Raw genomic sequence first — 17,217 nt, 5'->3', positions numbered from 1 at the left:
CCGGCGGGCCGGCACAGCGTGGTGTCCCTCGTCCGTCCGCGGATTCGCTACCGTAGTGCACAGCATCCGCGACGCGGGAGAGGAGGTGCGCGTGTACCTGAAGAGCCTGACGCTCAAAGGGTTCAAGTCCTTCGCGCACCCCACCACCTTCGCGTTCGAGCAGGGCGTCACCTGCGTCGTGGGTCCCAACGGTTCCGGCAAGTCGAACGTCGTCGACGCGCTCGCCTGGGTGATGGGCGAGCAGGGGGCGAAGACCCTCCGCGGCGGCAAGATGGAGGACGTCATCTTCGCCGGCACGTCGACCAGGGGCCCGCTCGGTCGAGCCGAGGTCACGCTCACCATCGACAACAGCGACGGCGCACTGCCCATCGAGTACACCGAGGTGACGATCAGCCGCACCCTGTTCCGCAACGGCGGGAGCGAGTACGCCATCAACGGCGACACGTGCCGGTTGCTCGACGTCCAGGAGCTCCTGAGCGACTCCGGGCTGGGCCGCGAGATGCACGTCATCGTCGGGCAAGGACAGCTCGACGCGGTGCTGCGGGCGACGCCCGAGGAGCGCCGCGGCTTCATCGAGGAGGCGGCCGGCATCCTGAAGCACCGCCGACGCAAGGAGAAGACGCTCCGGAAGCTCGAAGCGATGCAGACCAACCTCACGCGGTTGAGCGACCTCGCCGGCGAGATCCGCCGGCAGCTGAAGCCGCTCGGTCGTCAGGCGGAGATCGCCCGGGAGGCGCAGACGATCGCCGCGGTCGTCCGCGACGCCCGCGCTCGGATCCTCGCAGACGACGTCGTGGGCCTCCGGCGTTCCCTTGATGAGCACAACCGCTCGGAGAGCGAGCGCCACAGCGAGCGCCTCGTCCTCCAGGAGCAGTTGGAACAGGCGGAACTGCGGATCAACCGGATCGAGCAGGCGCAACTCGGCGACGCGGTCGACGACGCCCGCCGGATCACCTTCGAGCTCGAGAGTGTGCAGGAGCGGCTCCGGAACCTGTACACGCTCGCCAACCAGCGGCTCGCGCTCCTCGGATCATCGACGGACACGACGGCCGCCGAACCCCGGATCACGAAGCAGATGGTCGCCGACGCGACCGCGGAGATCGACGGACTGCGGGTGGCGGTCGCCGACGCGGAGCGCGCGTTGCAGGAGGCGCAGGCGGACACCCGCGCGAAGCGTGCCGCACTCGACGCGGTGGACGTCGAGATCGCAGCGCAGAGCGCGCTCGTGTCACGACACGACCTGGAGCTTTCCAAGCTCGCTGGAGCCGTCGACGCCGCCGGGTCCAAACTCGCCGCGGTCCGTGGCGAGGCGTTGCGCCAGCAGAACGCGATCGACGCCGCCGCCCTCCGTCTGGACGCCGCGCGGCTGGAGTACGAGGCGCTCGAGGACGACCCGACCCTGGCGGACGCCGCCGACTCCGGCCTCGACGACGCCTACGAGGCGGCCCAACGCGGCGCGGCGGAGGCCGAGGGGGAGATTGAGGGCCTGCGCGAGCAGCTCCACACCCTCGAACGTGAACGTGATTCGCTCGGCGCCAAGACCAGTGCACTCTCGCGCGCCCTCGACCTCAAGACCGGCTCGGCCGAACTCGCATCGAGCGGTCTCGACGGGATCGACGGGATCGTCGCGGACCGGGTGCAGGTCCGACCCGGCCACGAGTCGGCTGTGGCCGCAGCACTCGGCACGCTCGCGGAGGCCGCCGTCGCCGTCGACCGGCACGCTGCCCGTCGGGCGCTCGATCACGCGGCCGATCAGGATCTCGGCCGGGTCGAGATCGTCATCGCCGACGGTGCGCGAGACGTCCCGGACGCGCCCGCCGGGTTCACCTCGGCTGCCGAGCTGGTGGAGGCCCCTCCTGGCGTGCTGGGGATCCTCGCCTCGGTCCTCGTCGTCGACTCGCTCGACGACGCGATCGCGGCGTACGACCGACTCGGCTCGTCACTCAGCGCGTTCACCCTCGTGACCCGTGACGGCGCGGTCGTCACGGACAGCATCGTCCGCGGGGGGAGCGGCGGAGCGCAGAGCCGCATCGAACTGCTGGCCGAACGCGATGCGGCAGCCGATCGACACGGCGAGGTCGAGTCGCTCATCGAACGGGCGCGCTTCGCACTGGCCGAGCAGCGCACGATCCTGCAGGAGGCGAAGCAGACTGCGCAGGCTGCGCTCAGCGCCCTCCGCGAGTTCGACGCCACCCGTGCCTCACAGGCCGAGCGCGTGAACCGGGTCACGGTCCGATACGAATCCGCCCAGGCCGAACACGACCGCCTGCTCGCCGCTGCCGGGACGGCGGAGGCGGCCGTCGCCGACGCCGCTGCCGCCGTGGAGCGGGCCAAGCTGGACCACGACACCGCTCGCGCGCGTCCACGACCGCTCCTCGACGTGTCGGCACGCGACGGGCTCTCCGCCGAACTTGACGCGGCGCGCGAGGCCGAAGTGCAGCACCGCCTCCTCCTCGAGACCGCGCGCGAACGCGTGCGGGCGGAGGAGCTCGCGGTCGCGAACCTCGAGCGGCAGCGGCAGGCCGACCAGGCGGCAGCTGAGGAAGCGGCTCGGCGTGCCGTCATCCGTGCGCGCCAGGCCGCGGCCGCCACCGCGGTGACGGAGGCGCTCCCGCCCGTCCTCGACTCGGCCGACCGGTCGGTCACCGAGGCCCGCGTCGCCCTCGCGGCAGCCGAGGCGACGCGGTCCAGCCGGAACGCCGAACTCGTGCGACTGCGCGGCGAGGAGCACACGCTCCGGCAGCGGCTGCAGGTCGTCACCGAGAGCGTCCACGGCCTCGAACTCCAGATCTACGAGAAGAAGCTCCACTTGTCCGGTCTGCTCGAGCGCGCCGGGTCGGAGCTGGGACTCGTCGAGGACGTGCTCGTCGCGGAGTACGGGCCTGAGGTTCCGGTGCCCGTCGACCCTCCGACACCCCGCGCGACCGCCCGCTCGGCTGTGCGAACGGCCGACGACACCGGTCCGGAGGTCTCGCCCGAGACGACGACGCCCGACTCGGACGAGGCGCCCGAGGCACTTGCCGACGGACCCGCGACGCCGGACGCCGAGCCGGAGGAGGAACCTACCGAGGAGTCGGACGACGTACCGACGACGCCCTACGTCCGCGCCGAGCAGCAGAAGCGTCTCGCAGCAGCGGAGCGCACCTACGCCCAACTCGGGCGGGTCAACCCGCTCGCGCTCGAGGAGTTCGCGGCACTCGAACAGCGCCACCGCTTCCTGACGGAACAGCTCGCCGATCTCACCAGCACCCGGGCCGACCTGCTGTCGATCATCGAGGACATCGACGGGAAGATGGAGGTCATCTTCGCCTCGGCGTTCGCCGACACCGAAGCCGCCTTCACCGAGGTGTTCCCGATCCTGTTCCCGGGCGGCACGGGCAGCATCTCGCTCACCGACCCCGAACACATGCTCACCACGGGCATCGAGGTGTCGGTCAAGCCCGCCGGCAAGAAGATCGAACGCCTGTCGCTCCTGTCGGGCGGGGAGCGCTCGCTCGCCGCGGTCGCCCTGCTCATCGCCATCTTCAAAGCCCGACCGAGCCCGTTCTACATCATGGACGAGGTGGAGGCGGCCCTGGACGACGCCAACCTCGGGCGGCTCCTCACCATCTTCGAGGACCTCCGTCAGACGAGCCAGCTCATCGTCATCACGCACCAGAAGCGCACCATGGAGATCGCCGATGCCCTTTACGGCGTCTCGATGCGCCAGGACGGGGTGTCGGCCGTCGTCGGTCAGCGCGTGGCTGCGGAACGCGCGAGCTGATCCGGTCTCGTCCCCACGCGACGGGACCGCGTCGCCGACGGCTACGCTGAGACCATGGCTGCACGCACACCCTGGTCACTCTCCGGTGCCCTCAAAGGCATGTTCCAACGTCCGACGATCGACGAGACCACCTGGGAGGACCTCGAGGACGCGCTCATCGGCGCCGACTTCGGCCCCGACGTCACCGAGTCGATCGTCACGGGCCTGCACGCCTCCGTGGACCGCTACCGGACCACCGACCCGCGCGACCTCCAGCGCATGCTGCGCGAGGAGGTCGAGGAGCGGCTGTCGAAGTTCGACACGACGCTGAAGCTCAGCGAGCGTCCGGCGGTCGTCCTCGTCGTCGGCGTCAACGGGGTCGGCAAGACGACCACCATCGGCAAGTTCGCGAAGTTCCTCCGCAACTACGATCGCACCGTCGTCGTGGGGGCAGCGGACACCTTCCGCGCCGCTGCCGTGGAGCAGCTGGCGACCTGGGCCGAGCGGGCGGGCGCACAGATCGTCCGCCCCCAGCAGCAGGGGCAGGACCCGGCCTCCGTCGCCTTCCAGACGATCGAGTACGCCAAGCAGACCGGCACCGAGATCGTCATCATCGACACCGCTGGTCGGCTGCAGACGAAGGGCGGGCTCATGGACGAGCTGTCCAAGATCCGTCGCGTCGTCGAGAAGCAGGCGCCCATCGCCGAGGTCCTCCTCGTCCTCGACGCGACGACCGGTCAGAACGGTCTGTCGCAGGCGCAGGCGTTCATCGAGCACGCCGGGGTGACCGGGCTCGTCCTGACGAAGCTCGACGGCTCCGCGAAGGGCGGGTTCGTCCTCGCCGTGCAGGAGAAGACCGGCATCCCGATCAAGCTCGTCGGCCAGGGTGAGGGCATCGGCGACCTCACCGGCTTCACGCCGCACGTCTTCGCACAGAACCTGGTGGGCAGCTGATGGCGATCGAACACGACTACTTCGGCATCATCGCGACTGAGCCCGGTGGTGGCGTCTACTGGTCCGACAACATCGACGTCGGGGAGCAGTCCGTCTCCATCTCGTTGAGCGCCCCCGACGAGGACGACATCCCGGCCGATGCTCTCGACCTGGCGGCCGCCATGATCCTCGCCCTGGAGGGCTTCGACCTGCGCTCGCGTGAGGCGATGCTGAGCGAGGTCGACGACCGCACCTCCGAGGTGACCGAGTACATCATCCAGGCCGTCGAGGAGCTGGGGGAGTCCCTGCCGGACGTCCTGGTCGACGAGTCCGGAGACCGCGACGTCGACGTCATCCGGTCGATGACGCTGCTGAGCGTCGGGTTCGCGCCGCATCAGCACAACGGCGACGAGGCGTTCGCGATCTTCGAGTACTCGCTCGACGCGGACCAGCTCGACGGCGTGCTCATGGTCGCGTACAGCTCCGACGGCGAGGTCACCGGGGTCACGAGCGAGGACTGAGCCCGGCAGGTCGAGGCGTCGGCCTCATACCGCCTGGGCGAAGCCGAGTGAGGCGTCTGCGAGGTGCTGCAGTCCCTCGGGGACCTCGCGGCCCTTCGCGGTCATCGACTGCGCCCAGAGGCGTCCGGCGCGATAGGACGATCTGACGAGTGGTCCCGCGAGCACACCGAGGAACCCGATCTCCTCGGCCTCCTCCTTGATCTCGAGGAACTCCTGCGGCTTGACCCAGCGGTCGACCGGGAGGTGTCGAGGCGTCGGCCGGAGGTACTGGGTGACGGTGATGATGTCGGTGCCGGCCTCGTGCAGATCCTCGAGCGCCTGACTGATCTCGCTCCGGTCCTCGCCCATCCCGAGGATGAGGTTGGACTTCGTGATGAGGCCGGCGGCACGCGCCTGGGTCAGGACGTCGAGGGAGCGCTCGTAGCGGAAGGCGGGCCTGATCCGCTTGAAGATGCGTGGGACCGTCTCGACGTTGTGCGCGAACACCTCCGGTCGTGAGGCGAACACCTCGCCGAGGAGGTCGGGGTTGCCGGAGAAGTCGGTCGCGAGGATCTCGACCCCCGTCCCCGGGTTCGTCTCGTGGATGCGCCGGACGGTCTCGGCGTGCAGCCACGCTCCCTCGTCGGGGAGGTCGTCGCGCGCCACACCGGTGACGGTCGCGTAGCGCAGCCGCATCCGCTGCACCGAGTCGGCCACCCGCCGTGGCTCGTCGCGGTCGTAGTCAGCCGGCTTGCCGGTGTCGATCTGGCAGAAGTCACAGCGCCTCGTGCACTGCGACCCGCCGATGAGGAAGGTCGCCTCGCGGTCCTCCCAGCACTCGAAGATGTTCGGGCAGCCGGCTTCCTGGCAGACCGTGTGCAGGCCCTCCTCCTGCACGAGCGCCTGGAGCTGTCGGTACTCGGGTCCCATCGTCGCGCGGGTCTTGATCCAGTCGGGCTTCCGCTCGATGGGGGTCTGGGCGTTCCGGACCTCGAGCCGCAGGAGCTTCCGTCCGCCGGTGTCCGCCGCGGGAGCGGGTGCCGGAGCGCCGCAGCCGCTCATGCGGCCGCTCCGATCGTGGTCACGGACGCGGCCGTCCAGCCGGGCCGGAGTGCTTCGAAGATCTCGGAGACGCGCTCCGCGACGTCGCTGGGCGTGACCCGTCGACCGAGCTCGGCGCTGATCGTGGTGACCCCGGCATCGGCGATGCCGCACGCGACGATGTGGCCGAAGGGCTCGAGGGAGTTGTCGCAGTTGAGCGCGAAGCCGTGCAGCGTGACCCCGGCCTGCACCCGGACACCGACGGCGCCGATCTTCGCGGCAGGTCCGCCGGCGACCGGGTCGACCCAGACACCGGACCGTCCGTCGATGCGGCGGCCGATGACGCCGAGTTCCGTGATCGTCTGCAGCATGACCTCCTCGAGCAGTCGGACGTGGGCGACGACGTCGACCGGCTCCGGGAGGCGGACGATCGGGTAGCCGGTGAGCTGTCCGGGTCCGTGCCAGGTGATGCGGCCGCCGCGGTCGACCTCGACGACCGGTGTGCCGTCGTCGGGACGCTCGTGTGGGCGGGTCAGCTTGCCCGCCGTGTACACGGGCTCGTGTTCGCACAGGATGAGGTGCTCGGGCCCCTCCCCGCTGACGACCGCCTCATGGACCCGACGCTGCAGCGCCCAACCCTCGCGGTACGGGACGAACGCGGGCGCGAGCCCGGCGATGAGGAGCTGTGTCATGGCCGCCACGATAGCATTGTTGGACGGCGTCCAAATACTCATCTTCGGACCATGGCGACGTTCGACCGGCTCGCGCCGCGGTCTGCCCTAAACTGGAGGGATCATGGCAACGTTCGGCACACTCTCTGACCGCCTCGCGGATACGTTCAAGAACCTCCGCACCAAGGGCAAGCTCTCCGCGGCCGATGTCGACGGCACCGTCCGCGAGATCCGTCGCGCCCTCCTCGACGCGGACGTCGCACTCGACGTCGTCAAGGACTTCACGGGTCGCGTGCGCGAACGCGCCCTCGGCGACGAGGTGAGCAAGGCGCTGAACCCGGCGCAGCAGGTCGTCCAGATCGTCAACGACGAGCTCGTCACGATCCTCGGCGGACAGCAGCGGCGTCTCGAGTTCGCGAAGAAGCCGCCGACCGTCATCATGCTCGCCGGGCTCCAGGGTGCCGGAAAGACGACGCTCGCCGGCAAGCTCGCCAAGTGGCTCAAAAAGGACGGCCACACGCCGCTCCTCGTCGCGTCCGACCTCCAGCGCCCCAACGCCGTCAACCAGCTCCAGGTCGTCGGAGAGCAGGCGGGCGTCCCCGTCTACGCTCCCGAGCCCGGCAACGGGGTCGGCGACCCGGTCAAGGTCGCCCGCGACGGCGTCCGGTTCGCCGAGCAGAAGCTCTACGACACCGTCATCGTCGACACCGCCGGACGACTCGGCGTCGACGCCGAGCTCATGAAGCAGGCGTCGAACATCCGCAAGGCGGTCGATCCCGACGAGGTCCTCTTCGTCATCGACGCGATGATCGGTCAGGACGCGGTCGCGACGGCCAAGGCCTTCCTCGACGGCGTCGACTTCACCGGCGTGGTGCTCTCGAAGCTCGACGGCGACGCCCGCGGTGGTGCGGCACTCTCGATCGCCTCGGTCACCGGACGCCCCATCATGTTCGCGTCGACCGGTGAGGGTCTCGACGACTTCGAGCCGTTCCACCCCGACCGCATGGCGAGCCGGATCCTCGACCTCGGTGACATCCTCACCCTCATCGAGCAGGCGCAGCAGAACTTCGACGAGGAGGAGGCGCGCAAGGTCGCGGAGAAGTTCGCGACCGACTCCTTCACGCTCGACGACTTCCTCAAGCAGATGCAGCAGCTGCGCGGCATGGGTTCCATCAAGAAGATGATGGGCATGCTCCCCGGCATGGGGCAGATGAAGGAGCAGCTCCAGAACTTCGACGAGCGCGAGATCGTCCGCACCGAGGCCATCATCCAGTCGATGACCACGGCCGAGCGCACGAACCCGAAGATCCTCAACGGATCCCGGCGCCTGCGCATCGCCAAGGGTTCCGGCATGACCGTCACCGAGGTCAACGCCCTCGTCAACCGCTTCGAGCAGGCGGCCAAGATGATGAAGACCGTCGCCAAGGGTGGCGTGCCGAACATCCCCGGGATGGGTCCGGTCCCCGGTGCACGGACGAACCGACCGAAGCCGCAGGCCAAGAAGAAGGGTTCCCGCTCAGGCAACCCGGCCAAGCGCGCGGCGGAGAACGCCGGTGCCGTCGAGACGCAGGCTGCCGCTACGGGCGCTGGATTCGGCCTCGGCGGCGGTTCGTCGTCGGGATCGGCAGCCCCGACCGAGGCGGAGCTCGCCGAGCTGCAGAAGTTCCTGGGTCGCTGAGTCGAGCGGAGGTGGTATGCGCGCGCTGAGGACAGCGGCTTCGGTCGTCGCAGTCGTCCTGGCCGCGGGCATGCTCGCCGGGTGCTCCGCTCCGTCTCCGGGCGAACGCGTCCTGGGCACCTGGGGTGAGGGGACCGGCGCGGCCGACCCGCACCTGGTGTTCACCGACGACGGTCGCGTGAGTGGTTCGGACGGCTGCAACAGCCTCTCCGGCTCCTGGCGCGCCGAGGACGACGCGGTCGTCGTCTCCGACGTCGCGAGCACCCTGATGGCGTGTCCGGGCGTCGACACCTGGCTACGGGGGATCGCACAGGCGACGCTCTCGGATGACGGCGGGCGCCTGACCGTGACCGACGACGCCGGCACGCGGATCGGGACGCTCGACCGCGCTGAGTGACGCCGCCTCGTCAGGCGGAGGGCTGGACCCCGTGTCGCAGCTCCTTCGCGAGCGAGCTCACGACCGCCTGCAGGCTGCCGCCGTTCGCGTGGGCGACGGCGAGCTGTCGCTGGTAGCTCGCGCCGTGCTCGATGATCGTGGCGATGCTCGCCAGTTCGTCCGCACAGCCGAGCCGGCGAGCGACCGGCGCGAGGGTGTCGAGCAGGTCGTGCAGGTCGTCGGTCACGAGGCGCTCGTGGCCCGCGGAGTCGAGGATGATCTCGGCGTCCAGGCCGTACCGTGCCGCACGCCACTTGTTCTCGCGGACGTACCACGGCTGCAGGGTCTGCAGGCGCTCTCCGGCGTCGAGGCGGTCGGACAGGTGTTCGGTGAGGCAGTGGATGAGCGAGGCGAGGGCGCCGAACTCCGCGACGGTCGACGCTCCGTCGCACGCGCGCATCTCCACCGTGCCCCACTGCGGCGACGGTCGAACGTCCCAGCGGACCTCGGTGTGGTCCTCGATGATGCCGGTCACCGTCATGTCGTCGACGTAGGCCTCGAACTGCTCCCAGTCCGAGAGCTGGTAGGGGAGGCCCGCCGTCGGGAGCTGCTGGAACATGAGCGCGCGGTTCGACGCGTACCCGGTGTCGACCCCGCCCCAGTAGGGGCTGGACGCCGACAGCGCCTGGAGGTGGGGCAGATAGGTCAGCAGCCCGTTCATGATCGGGAGGACCTTGTCGACCGTCTCGACGCCGACGTGCGCGTGCACGCCCCAGATCATCATGTTGCGACCCCACCACTGGGTGCGGTCGATGAGCTTGTGGTAGCGGGGCTTGTCGGTGACCTGCTGGTCGTACCACTGGCCGAACGGGTGCGAACCGCTGCAGATGAGTTCGACGCCCATCGGATCCGTGATCGCCCGCACCTCGGCCAGCTGGCCTTCGAGGTCCGCGATCGCCTCGGGGACCGTGTGGTGCACACCCGAGACGAGTTCGACGGTGTTGAGCAGCAGCTCGTTGGTGATCTGCGGATGATCGGAACCGTCGCTCGGGCGGAGTTCCGACAGGACGGTGTCCGCTGCGCCGACGAGATCGCCGGTGTCGCGGTCGACGAGGGCGACCTCCCATTCGAGGCCGACGGTCGAACGCTCGGATCTGGCGAACTCGATGGGCATTGGCGTCGACCTCCCGCAGGGCGCGGCCGGATGCCGCGCGCCAGCCCATCTTCACACGGGGTGGAGGGGTCATCCGGTATCGGTGTCGCCGGATTACCCAGATCGCCCGATGTCTGGCAGAATAGAGAGTTGAGTCTGCGCGGAGTTCGACCCTCTATCCGACGCCCGCAGCAACCACAGTTTTCGCGTCGAGCGTGTGGCCCCACCTTTCGGCAGCGAGCACATCAAACATCACATCATTCAGGAGAATCGTGGCTGTCAAAATCCGTCTCAAGCGTCTCGGCAAGATCCGTGCGCCGTACTACCGCATCGTCGTCGCAGACTCGCGCACGAAGCGCGACGGTCGTGTCATCGAGGAGATCGGCAAGTACCACCCCACCGAGGAGCCCTCGTTCATCGAGGTCGACTCCGAGCGTGCGCAGTACTGGCTCAGCGTCGGCGCCCAGCCGACCGAGCAGGTCGCAGCACTCCTCAAGCTCACCGGTGACTGGGGCAAGTTCAAGGGCGACAAGGACGCCGTGAGCACCGTCCGCGTCAAGGAGCCGAAGGCCGCCTTCGTCGCCGACGAGAAGAAGAAGCCCGTCCTCAAGCCGAAGGCTGAGGCCCCCGCGGCCAAGGCTGCTCCGGCCGAGGCCGAGGCGCCCGCTGCCGACGCCGCTGAAGCAGAGCAGGCGTAGTCTTGCTCGCTCCCGCGCTCGAACATCTCGTCAAGGGGATCGTCGATCACCCGGATGACGTTCGCGTCACGGCACAGAACTCCGCCCGTGGCGAGGTCCTCGAGGTTCGTGTGAACCCCGAGGACCTCGGCCGGGTCATCGGTCGTGCCGGCCGGACGGCCAAAGCCCTGCGCACCCTCGTGGCAGCGCTGGCAGACGGTCGGCGGGTCCGGGTCGACGTGGTCGACACGGACGCCTCCGGCGCCAGCGCGTAGGTGGCGGACGAGACGGAGCCGAAGACCCAGTTGCGGGTCGGTCGGCTCACGAAAGCCCATGGCCTGAAGGGCGCCCTGAAGGTCGAGCTCTACACGGATGAGCCGGAGCACCGGTTCACCCCGGGCGCGACGTTCACGCTCCAGGTCCCCGCAGGATCGAAGTGGCGCGGCAAGACGCTCGAGCTCATCGAGCTGCGCTGGTACAACAGCCAGCCGGTCGCCTTCTTCGTCGGCATCTCCGATCGCAGTGAGGCGGAGACCCTCGTGAAGGCGATCCTCTGGGTCGAGCAGGACCCCACCGAGCTACCGGTCGACGACGACGCGTGGTACGACCACCAGCTCGTCGGGTTGGCCGTGCACCGCGACGGCGTCGCCGTCGGTACCGTCGCTCGCGTCGACCACTTCCCGGCTCAGGACCTCCTGATCGTGAAGACCGGCGACGGCGAGGTCATGGTCCCGTTCGTGAAGGCGATCGTCCCCACGGTCGACATCGCTGCCGGGATCGTCACGGTCACGCCGCCAACCGGTTTGTTCGAGGAACTCCCGGAGGCCGACGACGCCCCCGAGACGACGACGGCCGGCCCCGTCGAGTCCGAGGCCTCCGACGAGGCTCAGGACGACACCGGAGCGTCGCAGCCGGAGCAGTAGATCGCGTTCCGAGTCGGTTCTCCCGGCTCGGAACACCCACGACGGAGGCGTCGGTTGCGTGCAACCGGCGCCTCCGTCGTCGTCTCCGGCAGATCACGCCGGTACCGGCTCGCTCTGACGATCACCGTCTGCGACCCGCTCGAGGACCGCGGCGATCCGGCCGGTGCACCCACCGCAGCCGGTGCCGGCGCGGGTTGCCTTGCCAATGCAGGCGACCGTGGTACTGCCCGATTGCGCGGCATCCATGATCCTGCCGACCGTCACGCCGTTGCACGTGCAGACGGTTGTCGAGGGGGCGAACGCATCGGCGGAGGCACCACCGATCGCGTCCGGCCCGTCGAGCCGGAGGAGGACCGAGCGATCCGCCGGCAGTTCGCCGCCCCCGTCGTACAGGAGCGTCAGCTCGGCCGCAGTTCGCGGCATACCGATGCAGACGAAGGCGGTCAGGACCCCGGCGCGGGTGATCATCTTGACGTAGCGGCCGTGGTCGGGGTCCGCCCACACCGAGACGCTGCGCGGAGCGGCCGGATGCACGCTGCACCCGTCAGCGGTCGTCGACTCGACGTCCCAGGGCTCGGCCTGGACGTCGCCGACCGCGACGACGTCGACCCGCTCGGCCTTGAGTGCGACGGTGCTCGCCCGCTCGACCGGTGGTGGACCCAGCTCGAGCGGTGGTCCGCCGGCCGCGGCCTCGATCAGGAATCGAGCGGCGAGCCACTCGGCCTGCCGCCATCCTGGGCCGATGAGCCCCGGCGGGCCGCCGGGGACGATGCGCTCGCTGCGCAGCTCCGGTGTCGGCGCCAGCACGTGCGCGCAGTCGCCGATGGCGAAGATCCGTTCGTCCGACCAGCTGCTGAGGTCTTCGCCGACGAGCACGCCGGCGCCGACACGGACCCCGGCGAGGATCGCCAGATCGGCGCGTGCGCTCACCCCGCACGACAGGACGAGCAGATCGCCGGTGATCCGTTTCCCGTCAGCGGTGATCAGCGCATCGAAGTGCCTCCCGCCCGCGGGGTCGTCCCGATGACCGATCGCCTCGGCGCGGCTGTGTGCGATGACCTCCACGCCTGCTGCCCGCAGCGCCGCGGCGAGCACGGAGCCGCCGCCGCGGTCGAGGTTCCGCGGCATCGGGGTGGGGCCGTGGTGGACGACGACCACGTCGGCGCCGGCGCGCGCGGCGGAGAGCGCGAGCTCCAGTCCCAGGACACCGGCACCCAGGACGACGATCCGGCCGCCGGATCGGACGACCCCGGCGACGGTGTCGGCGTCCGCGAGGTCACGCAGGGTGCAGACGCCGCGGGGGAGGTCGTGGTCGGACATCAGCAACGACCGTCCATACTTCTCGAGCGCCGGGAGGTCCCGCTTCCGTCGATCGACGCCGTCGAGTGTCGGAACGTTCGCGCGCGCACCCGTCGCCAAGACGAGGCGGTCGTAGGGGAGCGTCTCCCCGGTGTCGAGTTCGACGGTCCGCGTCTCGCGATCGATCTGCATCGCGGTCGTGCCGCGCAGGACACGGATACCGTCCAGGGCGAGGTCCTCGGCACTGACGAGCGTCATGTCGGCGAGTCCGGTCGAGCCGACCGCGTGATCGGCGACCAGCACCCGGTTGTACGCGTCGACCGGTTCCTGCCCGACCACGGTCACGTCGATCGAGCCGTTCCGCACGCCAGGGGCGACCTCCTCGGCGAACCGCGCACCGACCGGGCCGAATCCGACCACGACGATGCGGAGTGCGCGACCTGGTCGCGGACTCATCGGAAGGCTCCGGTCGCTGTGGCTTCCGGCAGCGGTGTGCCAGCGGCCGGGCGCAGCCGCACCGCCGCGCGCTTGAAGTCCGGCATCCCCGAGATCGGATCGACCGCGTCCTGCGTCAGGAGGTTCGCCGACGCGTCGCCCGGGTAGTGGAACGGCAGGAAGACGGTGTCGTGACGGATGTCGCCGTCGACACTGGCTCGAGCCGTCAGCGTGCCCCGACGGTTCGAGACCTCGACCAGTCCGCCTTCGACGATCCCGAGTCGTGCCGCCGTCGCGGGGTGGACCTGGACGAAGACTTCGGGACGGGCGTCGTCGAGCTCGGGGACGCGGCGGGTCTGGGTGCCCGACTGGTAGTGCTCGAGGAGGCGTCCGGTCGTCAGGGTGAGTTCCTCCCCGGTCTCCGGTGACTCCGAGACCGTCGCGGGGCGGACCGGGATGATCCGGGCGAGACCGTCGTCGTGTGCGAACCGTTCCGTGAACAGCCGGGGCGTGCCGCCGCTGCCGACGGGGAACGGCCAGTACGCGGCGAGCCCGGTGTCGAGGAGGGCGTGGCTCAGTCCCGAGTAGTCGGCGAGGCCTCCGGTGGATGCGGCCGCCAACTCGTCGAACACGATCGACGGGTCCAGCTCGAATCGGCCCGGAGCATCGAGACGACGGGCGAGTTCGTGCATGATCCAGAGCTCGCTGCGGACGCCGACCGGAGCATCGAGCGCCCGCCGGCGGCGGATCACGCGCCCCTCCAGCGAGGTCATGGTGCCCTCCTCCTCCGCCCACTGCGTCGTCGGGAGGACGACGTCTGCGAGCGCGGCGGTCTCAGACAGGAAGAAGTCGCAGACGACGAGCAGCTCGAGGCGGCCGAGTCCGTCCCGGACCGTCTGCACGTTCGGAGCGGATACGACGACGTTCGAGCCGTGGACCAGGAGGGCGTGCACACCGTCTGGTTCACCGAGGCGGTTGAGGAGGGCGACGGCCGGCAGCCCGGGACCCGGGATCGACTCGACCGGTACACCCCATACTTCGGCGACGTGACGGCGGGCTTCCGGATCGGTGATCTTGCGGTACCCGGGCAGTTGGTCGCACTTCTGACCGTGTTCGCGACCGCCCTGGCCGTTGCCCTGGCCGGTGAGCGTGCCGTAGCCCGATCCCGGCCGGCCCGGTAGTCCGAGCACGAGTGCGAGGTTGATGGCGGCGGTGGCCGTGTCGGTGCCGTCGACATGCTGCTCGACGCCGCGACCGGTGAGGATGTAGGTGCCGTCCGAGGCGGCGAGCCGACGAGCCACGTCTCGGAGGACCGGCGCCGGCACGCCGGTCACGGATTGGACGCGTTCCGGCCACCACGCGCTCACGCTGCGGCGCAGGCCGTCCAGCCCGGTCGTGCGCTCGGCCAGGTAGGCCTCGTCTGCGAGCCCTTCGGCGAGGACGATGTGTGTGAGCCCCAGGAGCAGGACCAGATCCGTCCCGGGCGCGGGCTGCACGTGGAGTCCACGACCGGTCTCGGTGAGTCGCGCGGTGGCCGAGCGGCGCGGATCGACCACGATGAGGCCACCGGAGGCCTGAGCACCGACGAGATGACCGATGAACGGGGGCATCGTCTCCGCGACGTTGGATCCGAGGAGGAGGACGGTCGACGCACCGTCGAGGTCCTCCAGTGGGAACGGCAGCCCCCGGTCGATCCCGAACGCACGGTTGCCCGCTGCAGCGGCGGAGGACATGCAGAACCGGCCGTTGTAGTCGATCCGGCTCGTCCCGATCGCGATCCTGGCGAACTTGCCCAGCTGGTAGGCCTTCTCGTTCGTGAGGCCACCGCCTCCGAAGACTCCGATCGCGTCCGCCCCGCGCTCACCACGGATGCGGAGGATGGTCGATGCGACGAGGTCGAGGGCCGCATCCCAGCTCGTCTCGACCAGCTCACCGGTGGCGTCGCGCACCAAGGGGGTCGTGAGGCGATCGCCCCGCGCGAGGAGCTCGGCCGACGTCCACCCCTTCTTGCAGAGGCCGCCCCGGTTCGTCGGGAAGTCCCGCCCGGCGACGTCGACCGGGAGCCTCGGAGCGACCCCGTCCACCGCCGTCGTTCGGGTGAGGGACATCGCGCACTGCAACGCGCAGTACGGGCAGTGGGTGTCGGTCACCGGGGCGGTGGGACGAGGCATGCGTGGTCCTTCGGTCAGGAGCGGGTGGAGCGACGGCTCACAGTCGTTGGCCGGCGAGTGACGCGTTCTTGCGGAAGTAGACGAGGAAGGTGACCGCGAACAGGACGACATACGCGCCGATGAAGCCGATGAACGCGGCCGAGTAGCTACCGGTCGCGCCGTGCGAGAGCCCGAGGATCTGTGGGATGACGAAGCCGCCGTAGGCACCGATCGCGGAGATGAGCCCGAGCGCGGCGGCGGCCTTGCGCTGCGTCCCGACGTCGCCGCTGCGGTGGTGGGCGTCGCGCAGGCCGGATCGCGCCGCGAAGACGCTCGGGATCATGCGGTACGTCGAGCCGTTCCCGACACCGGCGGCGACGAACAGGAGCAGGAAGCAGCCGAGGAACAGCCAGAAGTTCGCCAGCGGCAGGGTCCACAGCACCGCGAGCGCTCCCAGGGCCATGACGGCGAACGCACTCATCGTGACGACGGCCCCACCGAAGCGGTCGGCGAGACGCCCACCGAAGGGGCGTGCCAGCGAACCGATCAGGGCTCCGAGGAACGCGAGCGAGATCGACGCGGAACCGACGGCGAAGGAGGAGAAGTCGGGGAACTGGTCCGCGATGAGCTTGGGGAACACACTCGCGAAGCCGATGAACGAGCCGAAGGTGCCGATGTACAGGAGTGCGAGGAGCCAGAGGTGCGGTTCCCGCAGCGCGGCGGCGGATCCGCGGAGGTCCGCCTTCGCTGACGACAGGTTGTCCATGTAGCGGTAGGCACCGAACATCGCGAGGAGGATGAAGGGGACCCAGATCCATCCGGCGAGACTCAGGTTGAGGGTGGCGGCGGCTCCGACGGTGACCGCGATGGGGACGACGAACTGTGCGACCGCTGCTCCGAGGTTGCCGCCCGCCGCGTTCAGCCCGAGCGCCCAGCCCTTCTCCCGCTGCGGGTAGAAGTAGGTGATGTTCGACATGGAGCTGGCGAAGTTGCCACCGCCGAACCCGGCGAGTCCGGCGACGACGAGCATGACGCCGAACGGGGTGTCCGGATTGCCCACACACAGCGCGAGCGCGATGGACGGGATGAGGAGCAGCCCCGCCGAGATGATCGTCCAGTTCCGCCCGCCGAAGCGCGGGACCATGAACGAGTACGGGAACCTGAGGGTCGCACCGACGAGGCTCGGCATCGAGATGAGCCAGAAGGTCTCGGCCGTGGAGAACGAGAACCCGGCCGTCGGGAGCATGACGACGACGATGCTCCAGAGCTGCCAGACCACGAAGCCGAGGAACTCCGCGAAGATCGACCACCGGAGGTTCCGCCCGGCGATGCCGCGGCCCTCCCGGTCCCAGAACGCGCTGTCCTCGGGGTTCCACCCGTCGATCCAACGACCGGGACGGTGGGTCAGTGCGACCGGGGTGACGGTCGGTGTCGCCGTGGTCGGTGGGGCGTCGACTGCTTCGAGGTTCGTGGTCATGGCTGCTCCGAGCGTTCGGTGAAGCGGGACGGGACGTGTGCTGTCTCCGAAGCTACCGACGCCGTGTTTCGGGGCCCCACCCGCGAGGTAACACCTGGATCACCGCCTGCTCACAGGCACTCATCACCCCGGTGAGGCGGATGACCGCCCGCGGTCCAGGAG

General features: G+C 69.8%; 14 protein-coding genes. 8 read left to right on the top strand and 6 right to left on the bottom strand.

All coding sequences use genetic code 11. From position 1 onward, the window contains the following. Window positions 1-91: 91 nt before the first annotated feature. From IFU30_RS10485 to IFU30_RS10475, 3 genes are read left to right on the top strand one after another with little or no spacing between them, the layout of a single operon-like run. Complete coding sequence (locus IFU30_RS10485; RefSeq protein ID WP_192005130.1) at window positions 92-3,763, top strand: AAA family ATPase; 3,672 nt, start codon at window positions 92-94, stop codon at window positions 3,761-3,763. 54 nt (window positions 3,764-3,817) lie between these two features. Next, complete coding sequence (ftsY, locus tag IFU30_RS10480) at window positions 3,818-4,696, top strand: signal recognition particle-docking protein FtsY (RefSeq protein ID WP_064296361.1); 879 nt, start codon at window positions 3,818-3,820, stop codon at window positions 4,694-4,696. Beyond that, on the top strand, window positions 4,696-5,196 hold the full coding sequence (locus tag IFU30_RS10475) for a DUF2004 domain-containing protein (protein ID WP_192005129.1): 501 nt from the start codon (window positions 4,696-4,698) through the stop codon (window positions 5,194-5,196). The genes ftsY and IFU30_RS10475 overlap by 1 nt, the downstream gene beginning before the upstream one ends. Window positions 5,197-5,220: 24 nt before the next feature. Here IFU30_RS10475 and lipA read toward each other — a convergent pair whose 3' ends face one another. Next, complete coding sequence (lipA, locus tag IFU30_RS10470; RefSeq protein WP_064296306.1) at window positions 5,221-6,237, bottom strand: lipoyl synthase; 1,017 nt, start codon at window positions 6,235-6,237, stop codon at window positions 5,221-5,223. Then, on the bottom strand, window positions 6,234-6,908 hold the full coding sequence (gene lipB / locus IFU30_RS10465) for a lipoyl(octanoyl) transferase LipB (RefSeq protein ID WP_192005128.1): 675 nt from the start codon (window positions 6,906-6,908) through the stop codon (window positions 6,234-6,236). Before lipB ends, lipA begins: the two co-directional genes overlap by 4 nt. Window positions 6,909-7,011: 103 nt before the next feature. Between lipB and ffh the strand changes: the two genes are divergently transcribed. Then, on the top strand, window positions 7,012-8,565 hold the full coding sequence (gene ffh, locus IFU30_RS10460) for a signal recognition particle protein (protein WP_064296308.1): 1,554 nt from the start codon (window positions 7,012-7,014) through the stop codon (window positions 8,563-8,565). A gap of 16 nt (window positions 8,566-8,581) precedes the next feature. Beyond that, window positions 8,582-8,962 (top strand): META domain-containing protein, encoded by a 381-nt coding sequence (locus tag IFU30_RS10455; protein WP_079705647.1) that lies wholly within the window; start codon window positions 8,582-8,584, stop codon window positions 8,960-8,962. Window positions 8,963-8,972: 10 nt separating this feature from the next. Here the strand turns inward: IFU30_RS10455 and IFU30_RS10450 are convergent, their stop codons facing one another. Next, on the bottom strand, window positions 8,973-10,115 hold the full coding sequence (locus tag IFU30_RS10450; RefSeq protein ID WP_192005127.1) for a glutamate--cysteine ligase: 1,143 nt from the start codon (window positions 10,113-10,115) through the stop codon (window positions 8,973-8,975). A gap of 251 nt (window positions 10,116-10,366) precedes the next feature. Between IFU30_RS10450 and rpsP the strand changes: the two genes are divergently transcribed. The 3 genes from rpsP to rimM are packed head-to-tail and all read left to right on the top strand — an operon-like array spanning window position 10,367 to window position 11,694. Then, a complete protein-coding gene (rpsP, locus tag IFU30_RS10445) occupies window positions 10,367-10,792 on the top strand; it encodes a 30S ribosomal protein S16 (protein WP_064296311.1) in 426 nt (141 codons plus the stop codon). Window positions 10,793-10,794: 2 nt separating this feature from the next. After that, on the top strand, window positions 10,795-11,046 hold the full coding sequence (locus tag IFU30_RS10440; protein WP_064296312.1) for an RNA-binding protein: 252 nt from the start codon (window positions 10,795-10,797) through the stop codon (window positions 11,044-11,046). Beyond that, on the top strand, window positions 11,047-11,694 hold the full coding sequence (rimM, locus tag IFU30_RS10435) for a ribosome maturation factor RimM (protein WP_240043911.1): 648 nt from the start codon (window positions 11,047-11,049) through the stop codon (window positions 11,692-11,694). 93 nt (window positions 11,695-11,787) lie between these two features. Here the strand turns inward: rimM and IFU30_RS10430 are convergent, their stop codons facing one another. From IFU30_RS10430 to IFU30_RS10420, 3 genes are read right to left on the bottom strand one after another with little or no spacing between them, the layout of a single operon-like run. After that, complete coding sequence (locus IFU30_RS10430; RefSeq protein WP_192005126.1) at window positions 11,788-13,449, bottom strand: FAD-dependent oxidoreductase; 1,662 nt, start codon at window positions 13,447-13,449, stop codon at window positions 11,788-11,790. Continuing rightward, a complete protein-coding gene (locus IFU30_RS10425; RefSeq protein ID WP_192005125.1) occupies window positions 13,446-15,599 on the bottom strand; it encodes a molybdopterin oxidoreductase family protein in 2,154 nt (717 codons plus the stop codon). Before IFU30_RS10425 ends, IFU30_RS10430 begins: the two co-directional genes overlap by 4 nt. A 37-nt stretch (window positions 15,600-15,636) precedes the next feature. Then, the gene (locus IFU30_RS10420; protein WP_124769098.1) at window positions 15,637-17,055 is read right to left on the bottom strand and encodes an MFS transporter; all 1,419 of its coding nucleotides are present in this window, start codon (window positions 17,053-17,055) and stop codon (window positions 15,637-15,639) included. Window positions 17,056-17,217 lie beyond the last annotated feature (162 nt).

This window comes from Plantibacter sp. CFBP 8798, from assembly GCF_014841195.1.
GTDB classification, from domain to species: Bacteria; Actinomycetota; Actinomycetes; order Actinomycetales; family Microbacteriaceae; genus Plantibacter; species Plantibacter auratus.
This window is presented reverse-complemented; position numbering and strand designations above follow the sequence as displayed.

Excerpts from the sequence above, each read along its gene's own strand:
- ftsY (WP_064296361.1), top strand. The coding sequence starts at position 3,818 with ATGGCTGCACGCACACCCTGGTCACTCTCCGGTGCCCTCAAAGGCATG.
- IFU30_RS10475 (WP_192005129.1), top strand. The coding sequence starts at position 4,696 with ATGGCGATCGAACACGACTACTTCGGCATCATCGCGACTGAGCCCGGT.
- lipA (WP_064296306.1), bottom strand. The coding sequence starts at position 6,237 with ATGAGCGGCTGCGGCGCTCCGGCACCCGCTCCCGCGGCGGACACCGGC.
- lipB (WP_192005128.1), bottom strand. The coding sequence starts at position 6,908 with ATGACACAGCTCCTCATCGCCGGGCTCGCGCCCGCGTTCGTCCCGTAC.
- ffh (WP_064296308.1), top strand. The coding sequence starts at position 7,012 with ATGGCAACGTTCGGCACACTCTCTGACCGCCTCGCGGATACGTTCAAG.
- IFU30_RS10455 (WP_079705647.1), top strand. The coding sequence starts at position 8,582 with ATGCGCGCGCTGAGGACAGCGGCTTCGGTCGTCGCAGTCGTCCTGGCC.
- IFU30_RS10450 (WP_192005127.1), bottom strand. The coding sequence starts at position 10,115 with ATGCCCATCGAGTTCGCCAGATCCGAGCGTTCGACCGTCGGCCTCGAA.
- IFU30_RS10430 (WP_192005126.1), bottom strand. The coding sequence starts at position 13,449 with ATGAGTCCGCGACCAGGTCGCGCACTCCGCATCGTCGTGGTCGGATTC.
- IFU30_RS10425 (WP_192005125.1), bottom strand. The coding sequence starts at position 15,599 with ATGCCTCGTCCCACCGCCCCGGTGACCGACACCCACTGCCCGTACTGC.
- IFU30_RS10420 (WP_124769098.1), bottom strand. The coding sequence starts at position 17,055 with ATGACCACGAACCTCGAAGCAGTCGACGCCCCACCGACCACGGCGACA.